22 protein-coding genes and 2 pseudogenes are annotated in these 22,016 nt (G+C 74.8%); 13 read left to right on the forward strand and 11 right to left on the reverse strand.

Annotation, left to right across the window (positions count from 1 at the left end; translation table 11 throughout):
* Positions 1-65 precede the first annotated feature (65 nt).
* From AB0Q99_RS17265 to AB0Q99_RS17275, 3 genes are all read left to right on the forward strand, one after another.
* A complete protein-coding gene (locus AB0Q99_RS17265; RefSeq protein ID WP_363572546.1) occupies positions 66-758 on the forward strand; it encodes an HAD-IA family hydrolase in 693 nt (230 codons plus the stop codon).
* Between the two features lie 62 nt (positions 759-820).
* Complete coding sequence (locus tag AB0Q99_RS17270) at positions 821-1,246, forward strand: acyl-CoA thioesterase (RefSeq protein ID WP_363572548.1); 426 nt, start codon at positions 821-823, stop codon at positions 1,244-1,246.
* A gap of 335 nt (positions 1,247-1,581) precedes the next feature.
* Positions 1,582-3,909, forward strand: a complete 2,328-nt coding sequence (locus tag AB0Q99_RS17275; protein WP_363572550.1) for a transglycosylase domain-containing protein — start codon at positions 1,582-1,584, stop codon at positions 3,907-3,909.
* A gap of 109 nt (positions 3,910-4,018) precedes the next feature.
* Here AB0Q99_RS17275 and AB0Q99_RS17280 read toward each other — a convergent pair whose 3' ends face one another.
* Both AB0Q99_RS17280 and AB0Q99_RS17285 read right to left on the reverse strand, forming a co-directional pair.
* Positions 4,019-4,618, reverse strand: coding sequence for a hypothetical protein (locus AB0Q99_RS17280; protein ID WP_363572552.1), 600 nt, complete (start codon positions 4,616-4,618; stop codon positions 4,019-4,021).
* A 19-nt stretch (positions 4,619-4,637) separates the two neighbouring features.
* A complete protein-coding gene (locus AB0Q99_RS17285) occupies positions 4,638-5,186 on the reverse strand; it encodes an alpha/beta fold hydrolase (RefSeq protein ID WP_363572554.1) in 549 nt (182 codons plus the stop codon).
* 267 nt (positions 5,187-5,453) lie between these two features.
* On the opposite strand from AB0Q99_RS17285, the gene AB0Q99_RS17290 reads away from it, so the two are divergent.
* Positions 5,454-6,020, forward strand: a complete 567-nt coding sequence (locus AB0Q99_RS17290) for a DJ-1/PfpI family protein (RefSeq protein ID WP_363572556.1) — start codon at positions 5,454-5,456, stop codon at positions 6,018-6,020.
* A gap of 207 nt (positions 6,021-6,227) precedes the next feature.
* The gene (locus AB0Q99_RS17295; RefSeq protein WP_363572558.1) at positions 6,228-6,755 is read left to right on the forward strand and encodes a gamma carbonic anhydrase family protein; all 528 of its coding nucleotides are present in this window, start codon (positions 6,228-6,230) and stop codon (positions 6,753-6,755) included.
* Between the two features lie 6 nt (positions 6,756-6,761).
* Here the strand turns inward: AB0Q99_RS17295 and AB0Q99_RS17300 are convergent, their stop codons facing one another.
* Positions 6,762-7,958 carry an MFS transporter gene (locus tag AB0Q99_RS17300; protein WP_363572560.1) on the reverse strand — a complete coding sequence of 399 codons (1,197 nt, stop codon included), beginning with the start codon at positions 7,956-7,958 and terminating at the stop codon, positions 6,762-6,764.
* Positions 7,959-8,110: 152 nt separating this feature from the next.
* Between AB0Q99_RS17300 and AB0Q99_RS17305 the strand changes: the two genes are divergently transcribed.
* The 4 genes and pseudogenes from AB0Q99_RS17305 to AB0Q99_RS17320 all read left to right on the forward strand — a co-directional run bounded on the left by AB0Q99_RS17305 (position 8,111) and on the right by AB0Q99_RS17320 (position 9,993).
* The gene (locus tag AB0Q99_RS17305) at positions 8,111-8,350 is read left to right on the forward strand and encodes a DUF2277 domain-containing protein (RefSeq protein ID WP_363572562.1); all 240 of its coding nucleotides are present in this window, start codon (positions 8,111-8,113) and stop codon (positions 8,348-8,350) included.
* 87 nt (positions 8,351-8,437) lie between these two features.
* Entirely contained in the window at positions 8,438-8,674 is a 237-nt protein-coding gene (locus tag AB0Q99_RS17310; RefSeq protein WP_363572563.1) for a DUF6296 family protein, read from the forward strand.
* Between the two features lie 94 nt (positions 8,675-8,768).
* Positions 8,769-8,960: pseudogene (locus AB0Q99_RS17315) on the forward strand (DUF427 domain-containing protein); the annotation flags it as partial.
* A gap of 121 nt (positions 8,961-9,081) precedes the next feature.
* Positions 9,082-9,993 carry a hypothetical protein gene (locus tag AB0Q99_RS17320; protein ID WP_363572565.1) on the forward strand — a complete coding sequence of 304 codons (912 nt, stop codon included), beginning with the start codon at positions 9,082-9,084 and terminating at the stop codon, positions 9,991-9,993.
* A gap of 132 nt (positions 9,994-10,125) precedes the next feature.
* Here AB0Q99_RS17320 and AB0Q99_RS17325 read toward each other — a convergent pair whose 3' ends face one another.
* From AB0Q99_RS17325 to AB0Q99_RS17345, 5 genes and pseudogenes are all read right to left on the reverse strand, one after another.
* Complete coding sequence (locus tag AB0Q99_RS17325) at positions 10,126-10,464, reverse strand: hypothetical protein (RefSeq protein WP_363572567.1); 339 nt, start codon at positions 10,462-10,464, stop codon at positions 10,126-10,128.
* Between the two features lie 103 nt (positions 10,465-10,567).
* Positions 10,568-10,732: a hypothetical protein gene (locus AB0Q99_RS17330; RefSeq protein WP_360491410.1), complete on the reverse strand. Its 165-nt coding sequence runs from the start codon at positions 10,730-10,732 to the stop codon at positions 10,568-10,570.
* A gap of 137 nt (positions 10,733-10,869) precedes the next feature.
* Positions 10,870-12,071 (reverse strand): annotated as a pseudogene (locus AB0Q99_RS17335) (cytochrome P450).
* Between the two features lie 41 nt (positions 12,072-12,112).
* Positions 12,113-12,331, reverse strand: coding sequence for a ferredoxin (locus tag AB0Q99_RS17340; protein WP_363572568.1), 219 nt, complete (start codon positions 12,329-12,331; stop codon positions 12,113-12,115).
* A gap of 240 nt (positions 12,332-12,571) precedes the next feature.
* Positions 12,572-14,122, reverse strand: a complete 1,551-nt coding sequence (locus AB0Q99_RS17345) for an ATP-dependent DNA ligase (protein ID WP_363572570.1) — start codon at positions 14,120-14,122, stop codon at positions 12,572-12,574.
* Between the two features lie 391 nt (positions 14,123-14,513).
* Here AB0Q99_RS17345 and AB0Q99_RS17350 point away from each other — a divergent pair, with 391 nt between their 5' ends.
* From AB0Q99_RS17350 to AB0Q99_RS17360, 3 genes are all read left to right on the forward strand, one after another.
* Positions 14,514-14,993: a GNAT family N-acetyltransferase gene (locus tag AB0Q99_RS17350; protein ID WP_363572572.1), complete on the forward strand. Its 480-nt coding sequence runs from the start codon at positions 14,514-14,516 to the stop codon at positions 14,991-14,993.
* 115 nt (positions 14,994-15,108) lie between these two features.
* Positions 15,109-16,095, forward strand: coding sequence for a CAP domain-containing protein (locus AB0Q99_RS17355; RefSeq protein ID WP_363572574.1), 987 nt, complete (start codon positions 15,109-15,111; stop codon positions 16,093-16,095).
* A 292-nt stretch (positions 16,096-16,387) separates the two neighbouring features.
* Positions 16,388-17,956, forward strand: a complete 1,569-nt coding sequence (locus AB0Q99_RS17360; protein WP_363572576.1) for a sigma-70 family RNA polymerase sigma factor — start codon at positions 16,388-16,390, stop codon at positions 17,954-17,956.
* A 42-nt stretch (positions 17,957-17,998) separates the two neighbouring features.
* Here the strand turns inward: AB0Q99_RS17360 and AB0Q99_RS17365 are convergent, their stop codons facing one another.
* A complete protein-coding gene (locus tag AB0Q99_RS17365; protein WP_363572578.1) occupies positions 17,999-18,238 on the reverse strand; it encodes a hypothetical protein in 240 nt (79 codons plus the stop codon).
* Positions 18,239-18,488: 250 nt separating this feature from the next.
* Positions 18,489-20,009 carry a M1 family metallopeptidase gene (locus AB0Q99_RS17370; protein ID WP_363572892.1) on the reverse strand — a complete coding sequence of 507 codons (1,521 nt, stop codon included), beginning with the start codon at positions 20,007-20,009 and terminating at the stop codon, positions 18,489-18,491.
* A gap of 371 nt (positions 20,010-20,380) precedes the next feature.
* Here AB0Q99_RS17370 and AB0Q99_RS17375 point away from each other — a divergent pair, with 371 nt between their 5' ends.
* Entirely contained in the window at positions 20,381-21,391 is a 1,011-nt protein-coding gene (locus AB0Q99_RS17375) for a carbohydrate kinase (RefSeq protein ID WP_363572580.1), read from the forward strand.
* Positions 21,392-21,415: 24 nt separating this feature from the next.
* Here the strand turns inward: AB0Q99_RS17375 and AB0Q99_RS17380 are convergent, their stop codons facing one another.
* Positions 21,416-21,955, reverse strand: coding sequence for a GNAT family N-acetyltransferase (locus tag AB0Q99_RS17380; protein ID WP_363572582.1), 540 nt, complete (start codon positions 21,953-21,955; stop codon positions 21,416-21,418).
* Positions 21,956-22,016: the final 61 nt, after the last annotated feature.

Consider the following 22,016-nt stretch of genomic DNA (forward strand, 5'->3'; position numbering starts at 1 on the left):
CCCGGCGTCGGGCGCCTCCGCCGGGCCGAACGCGTCCGGCCGAGCGCGCGGTTAGGCTCGACGCCATGACCAAAGGCGTGATGTTCGATTTCTCCGGCACCCTCTTCCGGGTCGTCTCCACCGCCGAGTGGCTGGCGGCCTTCACCGCCGCCGGCCTCGGCCTGCCCGCCCACGAGCAGGCCGAACTGGTGCACCGGCTGGAGGAGTTCGGCGCGCTGCCCGGTGGCGTGCCGCCGCGCCGGATCCCGCCCGATATCCAGCAGGCCTGGGACACCCGGGACTTGACCCCAGAGCTGCACCGCGGCGCGTACACCGCGCTCACCCGCGCCGCCGCGCCGCCCGCCGGCCTCGACGTGGACGCCCTGTACGAGAGCCACAGGGCGCCCGCGAGTTGGCGCCCCTACCCGGACACCGCCCCCGTGCTGCGCGAGCTGCGCCGCCGGGGCGTTCCGGTCGCCGTGGTGAGCAACATCGGCTGGGACCTGCGCCCGGTGTTCCGCGCCCACGGACTGGACGAACTGGTCGACAGCTACGTCCTGTCCTACGAGGTCGGCGCCCAGAAGCCCGACCCGGTGATCTTCGAGACCGCCTGCGCCGGGCTCGGCCTCGCCCCGGCCGACGTGCTGATGGTCGGCGACGACCGGACCTGCGACGGCGGCGCGACCGCGCTCGGCTGCGGCTTCCACCCGGTCGAGCACCTGCCGGTCGACCGGCGCCCGGACGCCCTGCTGCCGCTGCTGGCCGGGCTGCCCGGCTGACCAGCGGAGGGGTGACGGAGGACACGCGGTCGCGCCGCGCCGCCGGGAGTAGCGTGCGGGGCATGACCGATCAGGACTTCACCACCCGCATCACCGTCCGCGGGTACGAGACCGACACCCAGGGCCACCTCAACCAGGCGGTGTACCTCCAGTACGCCGAGCACGCCCGCTGGGAGTACCTGCAGGCGGCCGGGATCCGCCAGGCCGACCTGGTCGCCAAGGGCGTCGGCCCGGTCGTCCTGGAAACCACCATCAAGTACCTGCGGGAGTTGCGCGCGGGCGACTCGGTGGACGTGAGCTGCTCGTTCGCCTGGCGGGACGGCAAGACCTTCCAGGTGGTGCAGCGGCTGGTCCGCGAGGACGGCGTGCTGGCCGCCGAGATCACCGGCGTCGGCGGCATCCTCGACCTGGCCGAGCGCAAGCTGGTCGCCGATCCGCGCGAGCCGCTGCGCGCCCTGGCCTCCGACCCGGCCCTGCTCGGCCTCTGACGCCCTCTCCCGGGCACCCGACACCACTGCGCCCACCCCGCCCGCCGGGGACCGCGCCCGGCCGCGGTCCCCGGCGGGCGGGCGCGGTGAGCGCGGTGAGCACGGTCCGGTCGAACACCCCCGCACCGGAAGCCGGGTGCACGTTGGGAGTTGCCGGGCGGATGCCGAGAGGCCCGGAGCGGCGCCGGGATCAACGGGCCGTGGGCGAACGGCCCTTGTCCCTGCGTGTACGTCCGTTCGGTCCTCGGCCATGAGTCGAATCTGTCGCGATTTTGTGACAATCCTTCGCCGACACCCCGCCCACGAGGCGTGTTCACGGCCTTAATGTTCGAACTATGTCACCGAAGAGCCCTCGTCGCATACCTGCCCCGGACCCGGGCGACACCTGGGTGCCGCGCCCGAGCCGTCGTGAGACCCCGCTCGGAATCCTGGGCCACGCGGCCAAGTTCCTCGGTGCCAGTGTCCTCGGCGGTGTGCTGCTGGCCGGCCTGATCCTCCCGGCGGCCGGTGCGGTGGGGCTCGGGGCGAAGAGCGGTGCCGAGGGGTTCCAGAACATCCCCGACGACTTCAAGACCCCGCCGCTCACCCAGGCCACCCAGATCTTCGACGCCAACGGCGGTCTGATCGCCAAGGTCTACGAGCGCGACCGCACCGTCATCACCGCCGACCAGATGTCCCCGCTGATCCGCCAGGCGCAGGTGGACATCGAGGACTCCCGCTTCTACGAGCACGGCGCGGTGGACCTCAAGGGCATCCTGCGGGCCGTCACCAAGAACGCCGAGAGCGGCGCCACCGTGCAGGGCGCCTCCACACTGACCCAGCAGTACGTGAAGAACGTCAACGTGGAGAAGGCCGGGGACGATCCGGAGGCGGTGCGCGAGGCGCAGCGCAAGACGCTCGGCCGCAAGATCCAGGAACTCCGGTACGCCATCAAGCTGGAGGAGGACCTGAGCAAGGAGCAGATCCTCACCAACTACCTGAACATCACCTTCTACGGCCATCAGGCGTACGGCATCCAGGCCGCCGCGCAGCGTTACTTCAGCAAGGACGCCAAGGACCTGAGCCTGCCCGAGGCGGCGATGCTCGCCGGGCTGGTGCAGAACCCGTCCCAGTACGACCCGAAGCTGCACCCGGTGGCCGCGCAGCGGCGCCGTGACACCGTCATCGACAAGATGGTGGAGAACAAGCACATCACCGCGGAGCAGGCCAAGGAGGCGAAGGCCGCGCCGCTCGGCCTCGCCTACAAGGACCCGCAGAACGGCTGCATCACCGCGCAGGCCGGGATGGGCTTCTTCTGCGACTACGTGCGCCACGTGGTCAAGCAGGACCCGGCGTTCGGCAAGAGCGCGGCCGAGCGCAAGAACCTGTGGGACACCGGCGGTCTGAACATCTACACCACGCTGGACCCGCAGAAGCAGGCCGCCGCCCAGAACGCCGTCTCCACCAAGGTGTTCGTCACCGACCCGGTCTCGGCCGCGATGACGATGGTCGAGCCCGGTACCGGCAAGATCCTGGCGATGGCGCAGACCCGTCCGTACGGCCTGGCCAAGGAGAAGAACGAGACCGTCGTCAACTACAACGTGGACGCGGCGATGGGCGGGGGCATCGGCTTCCAGCCCGGCTCCAACTTCAAGCCGATCGTGGCCGCCGCCGCCCTGGAGGCCGGCCTGTCGCCGACCCAGCGGTACGACTCCCCGAACCGGATGGACTGGCCGACGATGAAGACCTGCGACGGCACCTGGAAGAACCTCAGCAAGGGCAAGAAGGAGGGGACGATCCCCAACGAGTCCGAGTCCGAGAAGGGCCCGTACGAGCTCAAGCAGGCCATGGCGCTCTCGGTGAACACCTACTTCGTGCAGATGGAGCAGGAGATCGGCCTCTGCGCGGTCAAGCAGATGGCCGACAAGCTGGGCGTGGCGGGCAAGGCGGACGGGTCGCCGCTGCAGGAGGTGCCCGCGCTCGGCCTCGGCACCCAGGAGGTCAGCCCGCTGACCATGGCCAACGTCTACGCGACCTTCGCCGCCCGGGGCGACTACTGCGCGCCGATGGCGATCAACCGGATCACCACGGTGGACGGCAAGGACGTGCCGGTGCCGGCCGCCCGGTGCAGCCGGGCGATGTCCGAGGACACCGCCGACGTGATCAACAGCGTGCTGCTCGGGGTGACCGAGAAGGGCGGCACCGCGCGGGACCTCGGCCTGGACGACGGCCGCCAGATCGCGGGCAAGACCGGCACCACGGACGAGAAGAAGTCGGCCTGGTTCACCGGCTACACGGGCAACCTGGCGGGCTCGGTCTGGCTGGGCAGCCCGGGCACCAAGGTGCCGATGCGCAACATCCGGATCGGCGGCAAGTACCAGGCCGAGGTGTTCGGCGCGACCGGCCCGGGGCCGATCTGGCAGAAGGCGATGAGCGACGCGGTCCGGAGCATGCCGGAGAAGGAGTTCACCACCGTCTACATCCCGGACCCGGTCAGGCGCGACCCGAGCTGCTCCACCTCCAGCGGCTCGCCGAGCTCGGTCACCTGCACCGGCGCCCCCGCCCCGGGCGGCCCGGGGAACTACGGCAACAACGGGAACAACGGGAACCAGGGCAAGCCGCGCGGCACCAACCCGACCGGCCGCTCCACGCCGTCCACCCCGGTGGACCCCGAGGACCAGTAACCGAGCCCGATCCCGAGCCCTACGCGGCCCCGCCCGAGTACCCGTACGTGGGCGGGGCCGCCCCGGCCGCCCTGTCTGCCCTCGCCGCGCGCTGTCCGTCCTCGCCGTGCTACCTCGCCTCGACCGGCTCGCCGCTGTCCTGGTCGAGGTTGAACACCCGTCGGTAGGAGTCCGTCACCACGGTGATCTGTTCCCGCCCGGTCCAACTCGCCTCCACCAGCCGGGCGTCGTCCGGGCCTCCACCGATGTCGGCCAGCGCCCAGCGCCGCGCCTGCCACCCGTCGCCGGACTCCAGGAGCACCTGCCAGCGCTCGCCCGCCGCCGACCCGGTGGCGTACGAGCGGTGCACCACCACCAGCGCCCGCTCCGCCCCCGCCGGGGCGGCCTCCCTGCTGCGGGTCTCGGCCGCCGACACCTTGTGCGCGGCCAGCACGCCGAGCAGGAACACCACCCCGGCGGTGACCGTGACCGTCCGGGTGGCCGTCCGCAGGGCGGCGGCCCGCAGGTCGCCGAGCCAGGCCGCCGCGATCAGCGCGGCCAGTGCCGAACCGAGCAGCAGCTCGGGCCGGTTGAGCAGGTCGGCGACCAGCATCCGGCCGCCCGAGCGGCTCTCCCACTGCCCCTCGGTGTACAGCAGTACGGCGACCAGCCCGCCGGTCGCCAGCAGCCGGACCAGGACGCGCCTGGTCCGGGACGTCCGCTTGTCCATCGTCCCCCCGTTCACGGTGTCAGAGCTCGGCGAGCAGCTCGCGGCCCTCCGGCCAGTCGCCCAGTCCGGAGTCGGCGTTGAGGTGCCCGAACGCGCCCGGCTCGACGTACCGGGCGCCCCAGGCCGCGGCGAAGGCCCGGGCCCGCTCGGGGGAGACCCACGGGTCGTCGGTCGAGGAGACCACCACGGCCGGGAACGGGAACGGCTCCAGCGCCACCGGCCGGAAGCCCACCAGCTCCGGCACCTCCGCGGTGTCGATGTCGGCCGGGGCGACCAGCAGTGCGCCCCGGACGGCCGCGGTCCGCCCGGCGGGCGCGGTGGCCACCCAGCGGGCCGCCGTGACGCAGCCGAGGCTGTGGGCGACCAGCACCACCGGGCCCGCGGCGGCGGCGACCGCGACCGCCGCGTCCACCCGGGCCACCCAGTCCGCCCGCTCCGGGTGGTCCCAGTCCGCCTGCTCGACCCGGTGGAAGGACTCCGGTTCGGCGGCCTCCCAGCGGCTCTGCCAGTGCTCGGGGCCCGAGTTCCCGTAGCCGGGGAGGACGAGGTAGGTGGTGCGGTCCGGCATGGGTTCCTCCGGAGAAGGACGGTCATGGGCAGGTCGTGGGCAGCAGGATTCTAGGGCGCGGGGCGTCGGGCGCCGCAGCCGGGCGGGTGACCCGGCGCGCACTCCCCGCAACCGGCGCGCGCACCTCCGTATGCGCCGCCGTACGCCCGGTGCGCCCCGTTGCCAACGACGTGAGGGGTGCGGAAGTTTTGGACCGGGCCCGACCGGCCGTCACGGCCGGTCACCCGTACCGAAGCTGAGGCTCGACCACGTGGAGGGATGTCGGCGATGACATCGAAGATCCTGCTCGTCACCGGGGACGCCGCCGAATCGCTGGAGGTGTTCTACCCGTACCAGCGGCTGCGCGAGGAGGGCTACCAGGTCGACATCGCGGCCCCGACCAAGAAGCGCCTGCAGTTCGTGGTGCACGACTTCGTCGAGGGCTACGACACCTACACCGAGAAGCCCGGCTACACCTGGCCCGCCGACCTCGCGCTCGCCGACGTCGACCCGGCCGACTACGTGGCCCTGGTCATCCCCGGCGGCCGGGCCCCCGAGTACCTGCGCAACGACCCGGACGTGCAGCGGATCGCCCGGCACTTCTTCACCGGGGACAAGCCCGTCGCACAGATCTGCCACGGCCCGCTGATCACCGCCGCCGCCGGGGTCCTGGACGGCCGCCGCACCTCCGCCTACCCGGCACTCGCCCCGGACATCAGGGCGGCGGGCGCCGAGTTCGTCGAGGGCGAGGCGGTGGTGGACGGCGTGGTCGTCTCGGCCCGGGCCTGGCCGGACCACCCGGCGTGGCTGCGGGCCTTCATCGAGGTCCTGCGCAAGCACGCCCCGCTCGCCTGACCGGCCGGCCGGCCCGGCTCGCTCGCCTGACCGGCCTGCCCGGCTGACCGCCCCGCTGCTCACCCCGGAGCCGTACCCCGACCCGCCGCGGGGTACGGCTCCGGCCCGTTCCCGGCCCGCCGTCGCCCCTCGCCCGCACGGCGCCGCGACCGACCCCCTACGCTGACCGGCGACAACCACGGCCCACCGTCACCAGGAGGACGAGACATGGCAGAGCCGCTGATCGCCGCGGTCGGGGGCCGGGCGCCCGCCGTCGACCCGAGCGCCTTCGTCGCGCCGAACGCCGTCGTGGTCGGGGACGTGACGGTCGGCCCGGGCGCGAGCGTCTGGTACGGCGCGGTGCTGCGCGGCGACGCCGAGTCGATCAGCGTCGGCGCCGGCAGCAACATCCAGGACAACTGCACCCTGCACGCCGACCCCGGCTTCCCGCTGGTGGTCGGTGAGCGGATCTCGGTCGGCCACAACGCGGTGCTGCACGGCTGCACGGTCGAGGACGACGTCCTGGTGGGTATGAACGCCACGGTGCTGAACGGCGCCCGGATCGGCACCGGCTCGCTGGTCGCGGCCGGCGCGGTCGTCCCCCAGGGCATGGTGGTCCCGCCCGGCTCGCTGGTCGCGGGCGTCCCGGCGAAGGTCCGCCGGGAGCTGAGCGAGGAGGAGCGGACGGGCATCGAGGCCAACGGCGAGGGCTACCGGCTGCTCGCCGGGGCCCACCGGGACATCGAGGTCCGGTAGGCCCCGCTAGACCCCGGTCGCCACGGCCGGGGCGGCGGTCGGCTCGGGCGCCACGGGGGCGGGCCGCCGGTCGGCCGTCCAGGCGAGCACCGCGACCAGCGCGCCCGAGGCGGCCAGGCCCGCGCCCACCAGGGTCGGCGAGGTCCAGCCGAGTCCGGCGTCCAGCGCCAGCCCGCCGAAGTAGGCGCCCTGGGCGTTGGCCAGGTTGAAGGCGCCCTGCACCGTCGCCGAGGCCAGCGTCGGCGCGCTGCGCGCCTTCTGCATCACCAGGGTCTGCACCGCCGGCACGATCGCGAAGCCGAACAGTCCGATCAGCACCACCGTCACGGCCGCCGACCACCGGGCGTGCGCGGTCACCGCGAACAGCGCCAGGGCGGCGGAGAGCAGCACGAAGGCCGCGCAGACGGTCGGCCGCAGCGCCCGGTCGGCGGCGAACCCGCCGAGCACGTTGCCGATCGTCATCCCGACCCCGAACAGCGCCAGCACCAGGGTCACCGAGCCGGTGGCGTACCCGGAGACCTCGGTGAGCAGCGGCGCGATGTAGCTGTAGCAGGCGAAGAAGCCGCCGCAGCCGAACACCACGGTGGCCAGTGCCAGCCACAGTTGCCCGCTGCGGAAGGCACGCAGCTCGTGCCGGAGCCCGGACTGCGCGGGGGAGGGCAGCGCGGGCACCAGCCTGGCGATGGCGAGCGTCCCGGCAGCGGCGATCAGCACCACCACCAGCATGGTCGCCCGCCAGCCCAGGTGCTGCCCGAGCAGGGTCGCCGCCGGGACGCCGACGATGTTGGCGACGGTCAGCCCGGAGAACATCACGGCCACCGCCCGGGCCCGCCGGTCGGGCGCCACCAACTCGGCCGCGGCGACCGCGCCCGCTCCGAAGAAGGCCCCGTGCGGCAGCCCGGTGACCAGCCGCGCGGCGGCCAGCGTCCAGAAGTCCGGCGCCAGCGCGCACAGCAGGTTGCCGGTCGCGAACAGCCCGGCCAGTGCCACCAGCACCGCCTTGCGCGGCCGTCCGGCGGCCAGCGCGGTGAGCAGCGGCGCGCCGACCACGACGCCCAGCGCGTACGCCGAGATCAGCCAGCCCGCCTGCGGAATGGAGACGTGGAGGCTGTCGGCGACCTGGGGGAGCAGCCCCATGGCGGCGAATTCGGTGGTGCCGATGGCGAACGCGGTGACGGCCAGCGCGAGCAGCGCGAGAGGCAAGGGGTGACTCCGGGGTGACGCCGACGACCGGGGGAGCGCGCGGCGGACGAATTCGTTCGTCCGGCATCCTAATCCGGCCGGATGACGCCCTCGTGAGCCGTGCGTGACGAACGGGAGTCGCCAGTACGGCCCGCGCGCGCGAGACTGGGGTCATGTGCCGGAACATCAAGACGCTGCGACCGCCCGTGACGCCCGACGCCGACGAGGACGACTTCCGGGCCGCCGCGCTGCAGTACGTCCGCAAGGTCTCCGGCTTCCGTGCCCCGGCGGCGCACAACCGGGAGGCCTTCGACCGGGCCGTGGACGCGGTGGCGGAGGCCACCGCCCGGCTGCTCGGTGAGCTGGAGGTCCGCGGCTCGCACGCCCGGGCCGCCGAGGCCGTCGCCGGGTGACGGGTGACGGGTGACGGGACAGACGCTGAGAGCAGCGGACGCCGACGGCGCTCCGCGACATCCGCCGACAGGGAGCAGGAGCCGGTGATGAACCCCGCCAAGCGTTACGCCCTCACCTTTCCCGGCACCCCCGGCACCCAGGCCCCGCAGGACGTCGTCGTGGTCACCCGCACCAGCGCGACCGGACCGGGCGGCCATCCGGTGTACGAGGACGAGAGCGGCATCGTCCGGGCCGAGATCAGCGACGCCGGAGAGGTCCGGATGCTCGCCAGCGGCGGCCACCAGACCCCGCACCTGCCGGTCCACGCCCACCCGCTGTCCTGAACCGTCCGCCGCGCTGACCACCGGGCTCGCCGGAACGCCGTCCGGTTCGCCGGAAGGCCGCCCGGGATGATCGTCCGTGGGGCACGACCGCCGCATGACCACGGCGAGTTGGCAGGGCGTCGTGATCGCCGAGAGCGCGGACACCGTCGTCGTCGAGGGCAACCACTACTTCCCGGTCGAATCGGTCCGCACCGAGTACCTGCGGCCCTCCGGGACCACCACGGTGTGCGGCGGGAAGGGCACCGCCGGCTACTTCACCCTGGAGGTGGACGGGCGGTCCAACCCCGACGCCGCCTGGTTCTCCACCGATCCGAAGCCCGAGGCCGAGCAGGTACGCGGCCGGATGGGTTCTGGCGCGGGGTCGAGGTCACCGCGTAGCGCCCGGGCCGCGCGGGTACGTGATCTCCATGGCAGTTTTCCGCAGGCCGAGGCGCCCGGCGCCGACCCCCGAGCCGATCCCCGAGCCGACCCTCGGCGAGGAACTCACGGAACTGGTCGAGGAGGCCGAGCAGCCGGTCGGCAAGGGGCCGGTCGCCGCCTACGCGGCCCGGCAGCGCGGTCGCGGCCGGGCCGTGGTCGCGCACACCGCCAGGCTGCTCGGCAGCGGCGGGCTGGCCGCCAAGGGTGCGGCCCGGGGCGCCGCGTACGGCGGCAAGGCCCTCACCGAGCAGCTGGTGCGGGCCGCGCCGCGGATCCCGGTGCGCGATCTGGCCACCCTGCGGGCGCAGCACCCGGGCGCGGCCTTCCCGGAGCAGTTGGCCGACCTGCTGGTCACCGGCGCCGTCCGGGCCTCGGGGGCGCTCGGCGCGGGGGTCGGCGCGGCGGCGATGATGCCGGTGCCGCCCGCGATGGCGGTGGAGATCGCGGCCGAGACGCTCGCGGTGGCGGCCGTGGAGATCAAGCTGATCGCCGAGCTGCACGAGGTCTACGGCGTCCCGGCCCGGGGCACCGTCACCCAGCGGGCCGGTGCCTACCTGGGCGCCTGGGCCAACCGCCGCGGGATCGACGCGACGCTGCTGGTCCGGCCCGCCGGCTTCGCCGCGCTGGCGATCGGCGCGGAGGTGCGCCAGCAGGTGCGCCGCCGGCTGACCCGCAGCTCGCTGCGCCATCTGCCCTCGGTGACCCCGCTGCTGGTCGGCGCGGGCATCGGCGCGACCATGAACCGCCGGGAGACCCGCCGGCTCGCCGACGAGGTGCGGGTGGACCTGCGCGAGCGCCGGCCGGAGGACCGGGCCTACTGGACCGCGGCCGGGCCGGTGCTGCGGGGCGGGACGGTGCCGACGGGCGGAGCGGTGCCGGAGGGTGAGCAGGCCCCGTAGGGCCGGCAACCCCCGGCACCTCCTGATCGGGCGGTCGGACGATCGGACGGTCGGGTCGTCGGGCTCGGATTCGGGCTGAGGTCCGGGCTGGGGCTCGGCCTCAGGTTCGGGTGCGGACTCGGGTCGGCTCGGTCAGGACGCCATCGGCGGCGGGGCACCCGCGCCCCGGCCCGCCTTCACGCCGTTCACCATCGCCTGGTGTATCGCCCGCGCGGTGATCTCGTCGGCCGCCGGCACCGGACTGCCGGACACCGTGTACCAGTCCAGCGCACCGGTGTACTGGACGGTCAGCCGCGCCTCGCCGTCCACCCAGGTGGTGTGCACGGTGAGGTCACCGGAGATCGGGCCGACCTCGGCGGTGGTGACCCCGCCGGGGCCGCTGATGATCGATTGAGTGGTCCAGGTCGCCCACGACGCGCGCGGGTCCGCGGGCGGCCTGGCCGGCCGATGGCCTTGGTCGTGTTCGGTCATGCGCCTATCCTCCCCCGCCGGTGAGTCGCCACCCGGGCAGCGACACCTGCGGTCGCGGCGACCGCCCGGTCCCACCGGGCGGTCGAGTCGGTACGGCGGACGGTCAGTCGAGCCGGCCGGATTCGTCCAGCATCGCGTCGCCCTCCGCCTGCGAGGTGTCCTGCGCGTGCAGGTTCTGCATCGAGGTGATGCCCTCCTCGGGGTCGGCGGCGCGGACGTCCTCGTCGCGGTCGGTGCTCACCTCGGACCGTTCGCTCATGTCGGTCATCGCGGGCTCCGTCTCCTCGGCCGGTCCGGCGGGCCGGGTGTCTGTTTCGCCCTTCCAGCCTGCCCCCGCCCCGGCGCCAGGGCCAGCCGGGTGAACGGAATGCCGTGCTCCGGCGCCCGGTTCCCGACCGGGCGGGGTCACCAGGTCACGGGCAGTGACCGCATGCCGTAGACGAACGAGTCGGTACGGAAAGCGGGTCCGCCCCGCGACACCGCCGGCCGCAGCCCGGGCAGCCGCCGGAACAGGGTGGCCAGGGCGATCTGCAGCTCGGCGCGGGCCAGCGGCTGGCCGAGGCACTGGTGCACGCCGAAGCCGAAGGCCAGGTGCCGCCGGGCGTCCCGGTCCAGGTCCAGCTCGTCGGCCGGCTGCCGGCCGTCGCCGTCGAACACCGTCCCGTCCCGGTTGGCGGTGGAGAGCATCGCGATCACGCCCTCCCCGGCCCCGATCGTCCGGCCCCCCAGCTCCACGTCCTCCAGGGCCACCCGGTGTGCACGATGGTGAGGAGACGCAGCAGCTCCTCCACCGCGCCGGGCACCGCGGCCGGGTCGGCCAGCTTGGCGGCCTGCTCGGGCCGGTCCAGGAGCAGGGCGGTGGCGAGCGAGATCATGTTCGCCGTGGTCTCGTGCCCGGCGATCAGCAGCAGGAGGCCGGTGCCGGCGGCGTCGCGCGGGGTGAGGTCGTCCCGGGCGGCGAGCCGGCTGAGGATGTCGTCCGCCGGCTGTTCCCGCTTGCGGGCCGCCAGGCCGCTCAGGTAGTCCAGCAGCTCGTCCTGGGCCGTGGCGAGCTGCTCCGGGGTGCTGGTGTTGGCGAGCAGGGTCCGGCTGACGCTCTGGAAGAACTCGCGGTCCCGGTACGGGACGCCGAGCAGCAGGCAGATCACCAGGGAGGGGACCGGCAGGGCGAAGTCGGCGACCAGATCGGCCTCGGTGCGGCCCTCGGTCATCCGGTCCAGGGCCTCGTCCACGATCCGCTGGACGGCCGGGCGCATCGCCTCGACCCGCTTGACCAGGAAGTCCCCGGTGACCATCCGGCGCAGCCGGGCGTGCTCGGGGTCGTCCAGGCGCAGGAAGCTCGGGCTCTCGGTGATCAGCTCCCGGACGCCGGGGACCAGGAACGGGAAGTTCGGGTGCCGGGCGTCCGCGCTGAACCGGCGGTCGGACAGGACGGTGCGGACCTCGGCGTAGCCGGTGGCCAGCCAGCAGGACCGGCCCCCGGGCAGGTCGGCACGGGTGACGGTCGCGGTGGCGGCGGCCGCGGTGTAGGCGGGCGGCGGGCCGAACGGGCAGCCGGCGTCGTGCGGGGCCGGTACCGGGACGGCGGTGGTGGGTGTGCTCGTCAAGGTGGGATCTCCTTGCCTCGCGGTGTTCTCCGGTGGGGGCGTCAGCGGTCGGTCCCGGCGGGTCCGTCCTCGGTGACGGTGATGGCGCCGCCCGGGCAGAGTTGGGCGGCCAGCCGCAGGTCGTCGAACTGATCCGGTCGGAAGACCGTCTGACGAAGTGTCACCAAACTGTCCTGGTCGTCCTGGTCGAACACCTCGGGCACGTTCATGACGCACATCCCGGAGCTGCAGCAGCGGTCCCGGTCGACGTTCACCCGCATGGTCGGGCACCTCTCGCCAGTGTGCCGCCGACTGCCCGGCGGCCGCCTCTCGTTGTCATTGCCAACCTAACCGCCGCTGCTCCGCCCACGGAGGGTGCGGTGCGGGATCGTCGAGAATGGCCGATTCGGCGCTCGTATCACCATCCTTGTCTCGCAGAAGGTTTGAAGTGCCGTCAGCTCTCCAGGTGCGGTGCGGTGCGGTGCGGTGCAAGTGCGGTGCCGAGCGGAGCGGAGCGAGGATCAGGACGGCAGCCCCTCGGCGGCGGCGATCTCCCGCACGGTCGCGACGGTGTCGGCCTCTGCAGCGCTCTTGTCCGGCCGGTAGCGCACCACCCGGGCGAACCGCAGGGCTAGGCCGGCCGGGTAGCGGGAGCTGCGCTGCAGACCGTCGAAGGCGATCTCGACCACCAGCTCCGGACGGACCCGCACCGTCCAGGCGTCCCGCTCGGTCTCCCGGGCCAGCAGCTCGGTGGTCTGCCAGGCGAGCGTCTCGTCGGTGAGGCCCTTGAAGGTCTTGCCCAGCATCACCCACGGGCCGAGCCCGGGATCGCCCGCCGCCCGGGCGCCCAGATGCAGGTTGCTGAGGAACCCGCGCCGTCGCCCGCTGCCCCACTCGGCGGCCAGCACGACCAGGTCGAGGGTGTGCCGGGGCTTCACCTTCACCCAGCCGCTGCCGCGCCGCCCGGCCGCGTACGGGGCCGCCGGGTCCTTGACCAGGACGCCCTCGTGGCCCAGGGCCAGCGTGTCGCGGAAGAAGGCCAGTGCCCGCTCACGGTCCCCGGTCTCGGTGCGCGCCACCCGCAGCTCCGGTGGCGCCGCCCCGGCCAGCGCTGCCCAGCGCTCCCGGCCCGGACGGTCCACCAGGTCCTCGCCGTCCCGGTGCAGCAGGTCGAAGTAGTAGACGCTGAGCGGGACTTCGGCACGAAGCCGGTCCGGGTCCCGCCGGGCCGCGGTGCGCGCCGCGGTCTCCTGGAACGGGCGCGGCCGTCCGTCCGGGCCGAGCGCGATCGCCTCGCCGTCCAGCACCGCCGAGCGCAGCGGAAGCGAGAGCGCGCCCTGCACCACCTCGGGGACGCGCGCGGTGATGTCGTCCAGGCTCCGGGTGAACACCGCGACCTCGTCGCCGTCCCGGTGCACCTGCACCCGGATCCCGTCCAGCTTCCACTCCAGCGCGGCCGGGCCGGTGCGCTCCAGCGCCGCGGCCACGTCCGGCGCGGAGGCGGCCAGCATCGGGCGCACCGCCCGTCCGACCTCCAGCCGGAACCCCGCCAGGGCGTCCGCCCCGCCGGTCAGTGCCGCCTGCGCCACCGCGCGGGCCGAGCCCCGGAACATCAGTGCCCGCCGCACCGCCGCGGCCGGGACCCCCGCCGCCTGCGCCACGGCGTCCCCGACCACCGCGTCCAGCGCCCCCTGCCGCAGGTCCCCGACCAGCACCGCCCGCAGGAAACCCTGTTCCACCTCGGTCGCCCGGGCGAACAACCCGTGCAGCAACCGGTGCCGCTCCGCCTGCGCCCCGGTGCCGTGCACCCCCGCGATCCGCTCCAGCTCCCGCTCCACCTCCCGCACCCCGAGCGAGGCCTCCCCGGCCGGCCCCGGCAGCCCCCGCAGAGCCGCCGGCCCGACCCCGGTCCGCAGCCGCTGCGACTCCCCGGACAGCAGCGCCACCGCCGCCGGCGCCTCCACCGGCCCCAACTCCCGCAGGCACCCGGCCAACAAGGCCGTCTTCGCCCGCCGCCCGGGCTCCGCCGCTACCGCCCGGGACACCTCCGCCAGCCGCCGCAACCCCGCCACACCGCCACCTCCTCGTCCACCCCAGCATCCGCGCCCCCGGCGGCTCGCGCCTCGGCAGCGCCGCGGGCGCGGCCCTCTGCCGTGCCGACGAACGGCGGAGGGCCGTCCGGACGGAACCCCGGACCGGAGCCGCGACCCCGGGCTATGGCCTCGGACCGCGGCCTCGGACCGGGGTCCGGCCGGGGCCCGAGCGGGGCCGTCCCAGCGCGGGACCGGAGGCTGATCCGCACGGGTGAGGACGTCCCGCGCCGCAGGGCCGACCGCGTCCGGCAGCATCAGGGCCGGAGTGGAGTGCGCGGGCGCCGGTCTTGGCCGGGACGGTGATCGGATCCCGAGCGACGGGGCGTCATGCTGATGGCGACCGACCGATCGTGACCCCGAGGAGACCGAGATGAGCGACACCCCCGCCGCCCGCTGGAGCGTGGGCGCACCCGAGGCCGGCGAGTTCGACGCCTGGCGCGAACTCTTCCGCGGCTACTGCGAGTTCTACCGGGTGCCGTGCCCGGAGGAGAAGGTCGGGCTGGTCTGGTCCTGGCTCACCGACGAGGAGCACGAGCTGGACGGGCTGCTGGTGCGCGACGCCGACGGGCGGCCGGTCGGGCTCGCCCACTACCGGCCGTTCGCCCGGCCGCTGCACGGGGCCGTCGGAGGTTTCCTGGACGACCTCTTCGTCGCGCCGGACGTGCGGGGCGGCGGGGCGGCGGACCAGCTGCTGGCCCGGTTGCGGGAGATCGCCGCCGAGCGCGGCTGGAACACCGTCCGCTGGATTACCTCGGAGACCAACTACCGGGCCCGCGCCAAGTACGACCGGGTCGCCGTCCGGACCCAGTTCCTCACCTACGACATGGCCCCGGACACCCCGGTGCGCTGACGCCGGGACCAGACCGCCGGACATCCGTTCGGACTTTCTGTTATCGGCGCGCCGCCGGGGGGTCTCCCAGGTGTCGGCACCCGACCAGCCGACCCGGAACAGAAAGCGTGACCACGTGAACAGCGACGACAGGACGACCATCCTCCCGGCCACCGGCGGCGACGGCGGCGCGGGTGGCGCCCACGGCCGGTCCGGTGGCCGAGCCGCGCGGCGGGCCGCCCAGCGCCACTCCGGTCAGGGCCGCCGGGGCCGACGGCGCGGTGGGTTCGTGCCGGTCACCGCGGTGGTCGCGGCCGTGGCGGGGACCGGGCTGATCGCCGCGCTGGCCGGCGCCGGGTACGCCGCGTACGGCGGCAAGCAGTCCGACCGGGACATGATGGGCCAGGCGATGGCCGCCGACGCGCTGATCGCCGCGGAGATCGGCACCCACGAGGGCATCCAGGTCCCCGGTACCGGGGGAGCGATCCCGGCTGCTTCGGTCTCGCCGACCGGCCCGTCGGCGACCGACCCGGCGGCCACTCCGAGTGCCACGGCCTCGCCGACCGCCACCGCCCCGGCCACCCCGACGGCTTCGGCCACCACCCCGGCCCCCACCTCCTCCGCCGCCGCCACCGCCGCCAAGGCGACCGCGAGCGAGACCCGCAGCACCCCCGCCGCGCCGACCTCCGCCCGACGGACCGCGACCACGCCCGCGACCCCGGTCGGCGGCGGCGCGGCCCCGTCGGACGCCCAGGCGGTCGTGGACCTGGTCAACGCCGAGCGCGCCAAGGCCGGTTGCGGTCCGGTCACCGCCGAACCCCGGCTGGCCACCGCGGCCCAGTCGCACAGCGACGACATGGCCGACCGCAACTACTTCGACCACGCGAGCCCCGAGGGCTACCACGCCGACCACCGGATCGAGGCCACCGGCTACCGGTGGAGCACCTGGGGCGAGAACATCGCCCGGGGCCAGAAGGACCCGGCCGCCGTGATGGACGCCTGGATGAACAGCCCCGGCCACCGGGCCAACATCCTGAACTGCGCGTTCAAGCAGCTCGGCGTGGGTGTGCGGACCGGGTCCGGCGGCCCGTGGTGGACCCAGGTGTTCGCCGCCCCGGCCTGACCCGAACGGAACTCCGTCCCGAACCGGCCGCCGTCCCGAACCGGCCGCCGTCCCGAACCCAGCGCCGCTCGGAACCCGCTCGGAACCCGCTCGGAACCCGCTCGGAACCCGCTCGGAACCCGACCCGAACCCAGCCCCGAACCCAGCCCCGAACCCCGAGCCCTGGCCCGATCCGGGCCCCGGGGCCGGGCCGATTTTCCGATTCCGCGCACATTGTTGTTATCTGATCACTCCCCACAGGTCTCCGAGGAGGCAGCGGCGGACGGAAACACGGCAAGACGGAGTGCGGACCATGAACGCTGATGTGCAGAACAGGACCGGGAGCACCCTGGTGCTCGCGGCGCAGGCCGGCGACCGGCAGGCCCAGGAGGCGCTGGTCGCCACCTGGCTGCCGCTCGTCTACAACGTGGCCGGCCGTGCCCTCGGCGGCCACGCCGACGTGGACGACGTCGCGCAGGAGACCATGATCCGGGCCCTGGACGGTCTGGACGGGCTCCGCGATCCGGACTCGTTCCGCTCCTGGCTGGTCGCCATCACCATGAACCAGGTCCGTCGCCGGCACGCCGCCGGGCAGCAGCAGGCCATCGGCGGGCTGGACGAGACCTGGGAGGTCGCCGACCCCAGGGCCGACTTCACCGACCTCACCATCCTGCGGCTGGGCCTCTCCGGCCAGCGCCGCGAGGTCGCCGAAGCGACCCGCTGGCTCGACCCCGACGACCGCGAACTGCTCTCCCTGTGGTGGCTGGAGGCCGCGGGCGACCTCACCCGCGCCGAACTCGCCGAGGCCCTCGACCTGAGCACCGCGCACACCGCCGTCCGCGTCCAGCGGATGAAGAAGCAGCTGGAAGCCGGCCGGGTCGTGGTCCGGGCCCTCAGCGCCTACCCCCGCTGCCCCGAACTGACCGAGCTCACCGCCGGTTTCGACGGCACCCCGAACTCGGTCTGGCGCAAGCGCATCGCCCGCCACATCCGCGGCTGCGGGTCCTGCGACGGCCTCGGCCGCGACCTCTTCCCCGCCGAAGGACTGCTGGCCGGCCTGGCCCTGGTGCCGATCCCGCACGGCTCGCCCGTCCTGCTGCACTTCCAGCACACCGCGGCCGCCGCCGCCCAGACCGCCGCCACCGGAGCCGGTTCGGGCGCCGGCCTGGGCACCGGTTCCGGCGCCGGCTCGGGTGCGGGAACCGGCGCGGGAGGGCACGGCGGCTGGGCCGGCACCGCCGCCCGCAAGGCCGTCCTGGCCGGCGGCACGGCCGCGGCGGTGGCCGTCACCACCCTCGCGCTGGTCTGGCCGCAGCAGAGCGAGCCGCCGGTGGCGACCGCCCCGGAGCCGACCGCTCCGGCCGCCGCCCAGGACACCCCGACCGTCGCCGCACCCGTGGCGGTGGTCCCGACCCCCGTGCCGACGCCGACCCCCACCTCGACGCCGACCCCCACGCCGACCCCGACCCGCACGGTCACTGCCGCACCGACGTCGAGCCCGGAACGCCAGCTGGTGGACCTGGTCAACGCCGAACGGGGCAAGGTGGGTTGCGCCCCCCTGCGGATCGACCCCCGGCTGCACTCCGCCGCCCAGAAGCACACGGACGACATGGCCACCCGCGGCTTCTTCGACCACGTCAACCCGGACGGCGTCCGCACCGACACCCGGATCACCGCCGCCGGCTACCGCTGGTCCCAGTGGGGCGAGAACCTCGACCGGGGCCCGACCAGCCCGGCCACGGTCCTCGCCCACTGGATGGACGGTGGCATCCACCAGTCCAACATGCTGGACTGCGGCTTCAAGGACATCGGCGTCGGCTTCGCCACCAGCCAGGCCGGAACCGCCTACTGGACCGAGGACCTCGGCGCGCCGATGTCCTGACCGGACCGGACGGTCCGCGCCGGAGCCGAGGCGACGGGCGGGCTAGGAGGGGACGACCCCGACCAGCCCGTCCGCCGACCCGGTCACGAAGCCCGTGGCGGCGTGCCCGACGACCCCGCCCGCGTCCCCGACCTGGCCGGGCACCACGTCCGGCGCGCTGCTCAGCGGCCCGGGCAGTCCCTCCTGGCCGCCCACGGCGCTGGCGTGCGCACTCGGCGCGGTGAGGGAGGCCACGACGCCCACGGCGAGCGAGGCGACGGCGAGCATGCTGCGCTTCTTCATGGCCGGTCCAACGACGCTGCGCCGGAAGGGTTACGGAGGGCGGAGCGCGGCCGGGGCCCGCGCCGGGACCTCGGACGGCCCGCGCGGGAACCGTTGGACGGCCCGCGCGCCGACCGGGACTCAGGCCGGGCGGCGGGCGGGCCGTGGCAACCACCATGGCCCCACCAGCCCCGGCCGGTCAGGGCGTGTACGCGGCGAGCGGGTGCGAACCGTCGCGCCGGGGCGTGCACCAGCAGCCCCAGCGGCGCCGTCAGAGCGTCCCGGAGCCCCGGGGCACCCCCGCCCCTCCCGTCCCCGCGCTCCCGTCCGGCCGGGTGACCGCCCCCGCCGCGCCCGAGGCCGCGGCACCGTCCGGCGCCGCGCCCACCGGTCCCACCGTCCAGTCCGGATGCCCCGGCATCGGGGGCGTGCGCAGCCCGTACAGCCAGTCGTCCAGGAAGCCGCCCAGGTCCTCCCCGGCGACCTCGGAGGCGGTGCGGACGTAGTCCTCGGTGGTCGCGTTGCCGTACCGGTACCGGCTCAGGAAGGTGCGCTCGATCCGGTCGAAGGCGTCCGCGCCGACCTTCTCGCGCAGCGCGAACAGCACCAGGGCGCCGCCGGTGTACCGCTGGCTGTCGAAGAGGTTCGCGGCGGTGGGGGAGGCGACCGCCCCGGAGTCGTGCCGCCACTGGTCGCCGAGGCCGTAGACGGCGCGCATCCGGTCGGCCAGGGTGGTGTGGCCCGCGGTGTCCGGCCAGCCGCGCTCGTAGCGGTACAGCAGGCCGTAGAAGTCGGCGTGACCCTCGTTCAGCCAGAGGTCGGACCACCTGGCCGGGGAGACGCTGTCGCCGAACCAGGAGTGCACCAGCTCGTGCATCATGTGCGAGCCGATCTCCGGCTCCGGCCGGCGCAGGAAGCCCGGCTTGTAGAGGGTCAGGGTCTGGGTCTCCAGACCGGTGAAGGCGAAGGCGTCGGGGTCGTCGGTGTCGGCGGGCAGGATGCCGTAGGCCTCGAACGGGAAGGGCCCCAGGTGCGCCTCGGCCCAGGTGAGTTGATCGGCGGTGAGGGCCAGCGCGGGTTCCAGCTCGGCGGCCCGGGCGGTCGGGACGACGTCGCGCACGGGCAGGCCGTGCGGGCCGGTGCGCTCGCGGACGGTGTAGTCGCCGACCGAGACCTGGACCAGCTCGGTGGCCATCGGCTCGCGGGAGACGTACCGGCGGGTGGTGCGGCCGTCGCCGTGCCGCTCGGTCTGCGTCAACTCGCCGCCGGCGACGCCCAGGAGAGCGTCCGGCGCGGTGACGGCGATGGTGAACCGGGCCTTGTCGCCCGGGTGGTCGTTGCACGGGAACACGGTGTGCGCGCCGTCCGGCTGTCCGGCCACCGCGAAGCCGTCGGGGGTGGGGACCCAGCCGGTGTGCGGCAGCCGGGCCCGCGGATCGGCGGTGTACTCGACCGTCAACTCGGTGGCGACGTCCGGGCGGAACGGGCTGGTGGGGGTGACGGTCAGCTTCTCGTCGTGCGTGGCGAAGGCCGCCGGCCGCCCGTCCACCCGGACGGCGCGCACCGTCAGCCCGAGCGCGTCCAGCTCCAGGCGGGCGAGCGTGCGGTCGGGCCGGGCGGTGATCACGGCGGTGCCGGCCACGGTGCGGGTGTCGGCCCGGTAGTCGAAGGCCAGGTCGTACGCGAGCGCCCGGTACCCGGTGTTCCCGAGCGAGGGGAAGACCGGATCGCCCAGCCCGGCGACGGCACCGGCCGACGGAACGCTCGCCGACAGCAGCGCCGCGCTGAGCACGAGCGACAGGAGGAGACCGGCACGGGGCCTGGGCAAGGTGATCACCGCACTTCACGAGCGGGAGCGGGCGCGGGAGCCGCCGGGACAGGAAAACCGCGCACGGATGCTAGTGGACCGCCGGGCCCGAGCAGGCGCGATCCGGCGGACCCGACGACACACGGTCGTCCCCCGGACGGCCCTCGGTGATGGCGCGGCCCCCGGCGGCCGTCTAACGTCGGCAGTGCTTCGTCCCCTGACGGACGGGGCCACGGCCGCCGGAGTTCCTGGACCAGGTCCGGCGGCCGTACTTTCACGCCCTGGCGCTCCCCGCGCGACCGCACCCCGTAGGCTGACGGCCGAGACGAGCCCCGCCCCGGACGCCAGGAGCCGCCGTGACCAGCCCAGCTTCGTACGTCCTGGTGATCGGCGAGTGCGTCGCGGACATCGTCCGGACGGATGGTGCCCCGGACCGGGTGCACCCCGGCGGCAGCCCCGCCAACGTCGCGTACGGCCTGGCCCGCCTGGGCCGCCCGGCCACCCTGCTCACCGAGCTCGGGCCGGACGCCGACGGCCGGCTGATCCGGGCCCACCTGGAGTCGGCGGGCGTGCGGGTGCGGGCCGCCGAGGTCGCCCGGACGCCCTCGGCGGTGGTCCGGCTGGACGCCCTGGGCCGGGCGCAGTACACCTTCGACATCGGCTGGACGCTCCCGCTCACCGAGGCGACCGCGCTGACCGGTGCGGCTGAGCCGACCGGTGGGACCGAGCCGACCGGGCCGACCGGCCTCGCCGAGCCGCCCGCCGCGATCCACCTCGGCTCGATCGGCGCGGTCACCGAGCCGGGCGCGGCCGCCGTGCTGGCGCTGGTGGAGCGGTGGCGCGGGCGGACGCGGATCAGCTACGACCCCAATGTCCGCCCCGCGCTGATGGGCGAGCGGGCCGAGGCCGTCCGCCGGGTCGAGCGCTGCGTGGCGCTGAGCGACCTGGTGAAGGCGAGCGACGAGGACCTGGCCTGGCTCTACCCGGGCGAGCGGCCCGACGCGGTCGCCGAGCGCTGGCTGGCCCTCGGCCCCGCCGTGGTCGCGGTGACCCTCGGCGCCGAGGGCGCCTTCGCCCGCACCGCCGAGGGCGTCCGGGCCGAGGCGCCGGCCGTTCCGGTACCGGTCGCGGACACCGTCGGCGCCGGGGACTCCTTCACGGCCGCCTTCCTGCACGCCCGGGCGAGCGGCGCCGACCTGCCGACCTGCCTCACCCACGGGGTGACGGCCGCCGCGCTGACCGTCGCCCGCCCGGGCGCCAACCCGCCCTCGGCGGAGGAGCTGGCGGCCGCCCTGGCGGACGGTCGGCAGTCCCGCTCCGACGCGGGCGCGGTCGCCGGGCGGCGTCCGAACCCGCTGGTCCGGTAGCCGGTAGCCGGTAGCCGGTGGCGCTCAACGCCCCTGCTGCTCGGGGGCGGTGAGCTCCTTGCCGTACCAGACCTCGGCGTACGGGCCGCTCTTGTAGGCCGGGATCTCCTGGTAGCCGTTCCGGAGGTAGAGCGCGCGGGCCTCGACCAGGTCGAGGCGGGTGTCGAGGACGATCCGGTCGGCGCCCAGGGCGCGGGCGGCCTCGTCGACGGCGGCGAGCAGACGGGCGCCGCCGCCGGTGCCGCGCAGGGCGGGGCGGACGTAGACGCGGGTGAGTTCGACGGTGGTGGCGTCGAGGCGCCGCAGCCCGGCGCAGGCGTGGGCGACGCCGTCGTGACGGCCGATCAGGAACACGCCGTCCGGGGCGACGAGGTCGTCGCTGGGGGTGTCGGCCAGCGCGGGCTCCAGCTCCTCGGGCGTGCCCTCCCGGCCGAAGTGCAGGCGGAAGTAGCGGTTGGCCACGTCGTAGAAGTACTCGCGCAGCAGCTCCAGGGACTCGGGGGTGGTCACGTCGGCCGTGGCGACGGACCAGAGGTCGGAGCGGAGGGGCGCGGTGTTCGTCATGCGCGCATGATCCACTTCGCGTTCCCGCCGTCGCAATCGGTTTTCGGGCGGAACCGGGCCC

The sequence above is a fragment of the Kitasatospora sp. NPDC086791 genome (genome assembly GCF_040685975.1).
GTDB lineage: Bacteria > Actinomycetota > Actinomycetes > Streptomycetales > Streptomycetaceae > Kitasatospora.

Coding starts and splice junctions, on each gene's coding strand:
- AB0Q99_RS17265 (WP_363572546.1), top strand. CDS start 66: ATGACCAAAGGCGTGATGTTCGATTTCTCCGGCACCCTCTTCCGGGTC.
- AB0Q99_RS17270 (WP_363572548.1), top strand. CDS start 821: ATGACCGATCAGGACTTCACCACCCGCATCACCGTCCGCGGGTACGAG.
- AB0Q99_RS17275 (WP_363572550.1), top strand. CDS start 1,582: ATGTCACCGAAGAGCCCTCGTCGCATACCTGCCCCGGACCCGGGCGAC.
- AB0Q99_RS17280 (WP_363572552.1), bottom strand. CDS start 4,618: ATGGACAAGCGGACGTCCCGGACCAGGCGCGTCCTGGTCCGGCTGCTG.
- AB0Q99_RS17285 (WP_363572554.1), bottom strand. CDS start 5,186: ATGCCGGACCGCACCACCTACCTCGTCCTCCCCGGCTACGGGAACTCG.
- AB0Q99_RS17290 (WP_363572556.1), top strand. CDS start 5,454: ATGACATCGAAGATCCTGCTCGTCACCGGGGACGCCGCCGAATCGCTG.
- AB0Q99_RS17295 (WP_363572558.1), top strand. CDS start 6,228: ATGGCAGAGCCGCTGATCGCCGCGGTCGGGGGCCGGGCGCCCGCCGTC.
- AB0Q99_RS17305 (WP_363572562.1), top strand. CDS start 8,111: ATGTGCCGGAACATCAAGACGCTGCGACCGCCCGTGACGCCCGACGCC.
- AB0Q99_RS17310 (WP_363572563.1), top strand. CDS start 8,438: ATGAACCCCGCCAAGCGTTACGCCCTCACCTTTCCCGGCACCCCCGGC.
- AB0Q99_RS17320 (WP_363572565.1), top strand. CDS start 9,082: ATGGCAGTTTTCCGCAGGCCGAGGCGCCCGGCGCCGACCCCCGAGCCG.
- AB0Q99_RS17325 (WP_363572567.1), bottom strand. CDS start 10,464: ATGACCGAACACGACCAAGGCCATCGGCCGGCCAGGCCGCCCGCGGAC.
- AB0Q99_RS17330 (WP_360491410.1), bottom strand. CDS start 10,732: ATGACCGACATGAGCGAACGGTCCGAGGTGAGCACCGACCGCGACGAG.
- AB0Q99_RS17340 (WP_363572568.1), bottom strand. CDS start 12,331: ATGCGGGTGAACGTCGACCGGGACCGCTGCTGCAGCTCCGGGATGTGC.
- AB0Q99_RS17350 (WP_363572572.1), top strand. CDS start 14,514: ATGAGCGACACCCCCGCCGCCCGCTGGAGCGTGGGCGCACCCGAGGCC.
- AB0Q99_RS17360 (WP_363572576.1), top strand. CDS start 16,388: ATGAACGCTGATGTGCAGAACAGGACCGGGAGCACCCTGGTGCTCGCG.
- AB0Q99_RS17365 (WP_363572578.1), bottom strand. CDS start 18,238: ATGAAGAAGCGCAGCATGCTCGCCGTCGCCTCGCTCGCCGTGGGCGTC.
- AB0Q99_RS17380 (WP_363572582.1), bottom strand. CDS start 21,955: ATGACGAACACCGCGCCCCTCCGCTCCGACCTCTGGTCCGTCGCCACG.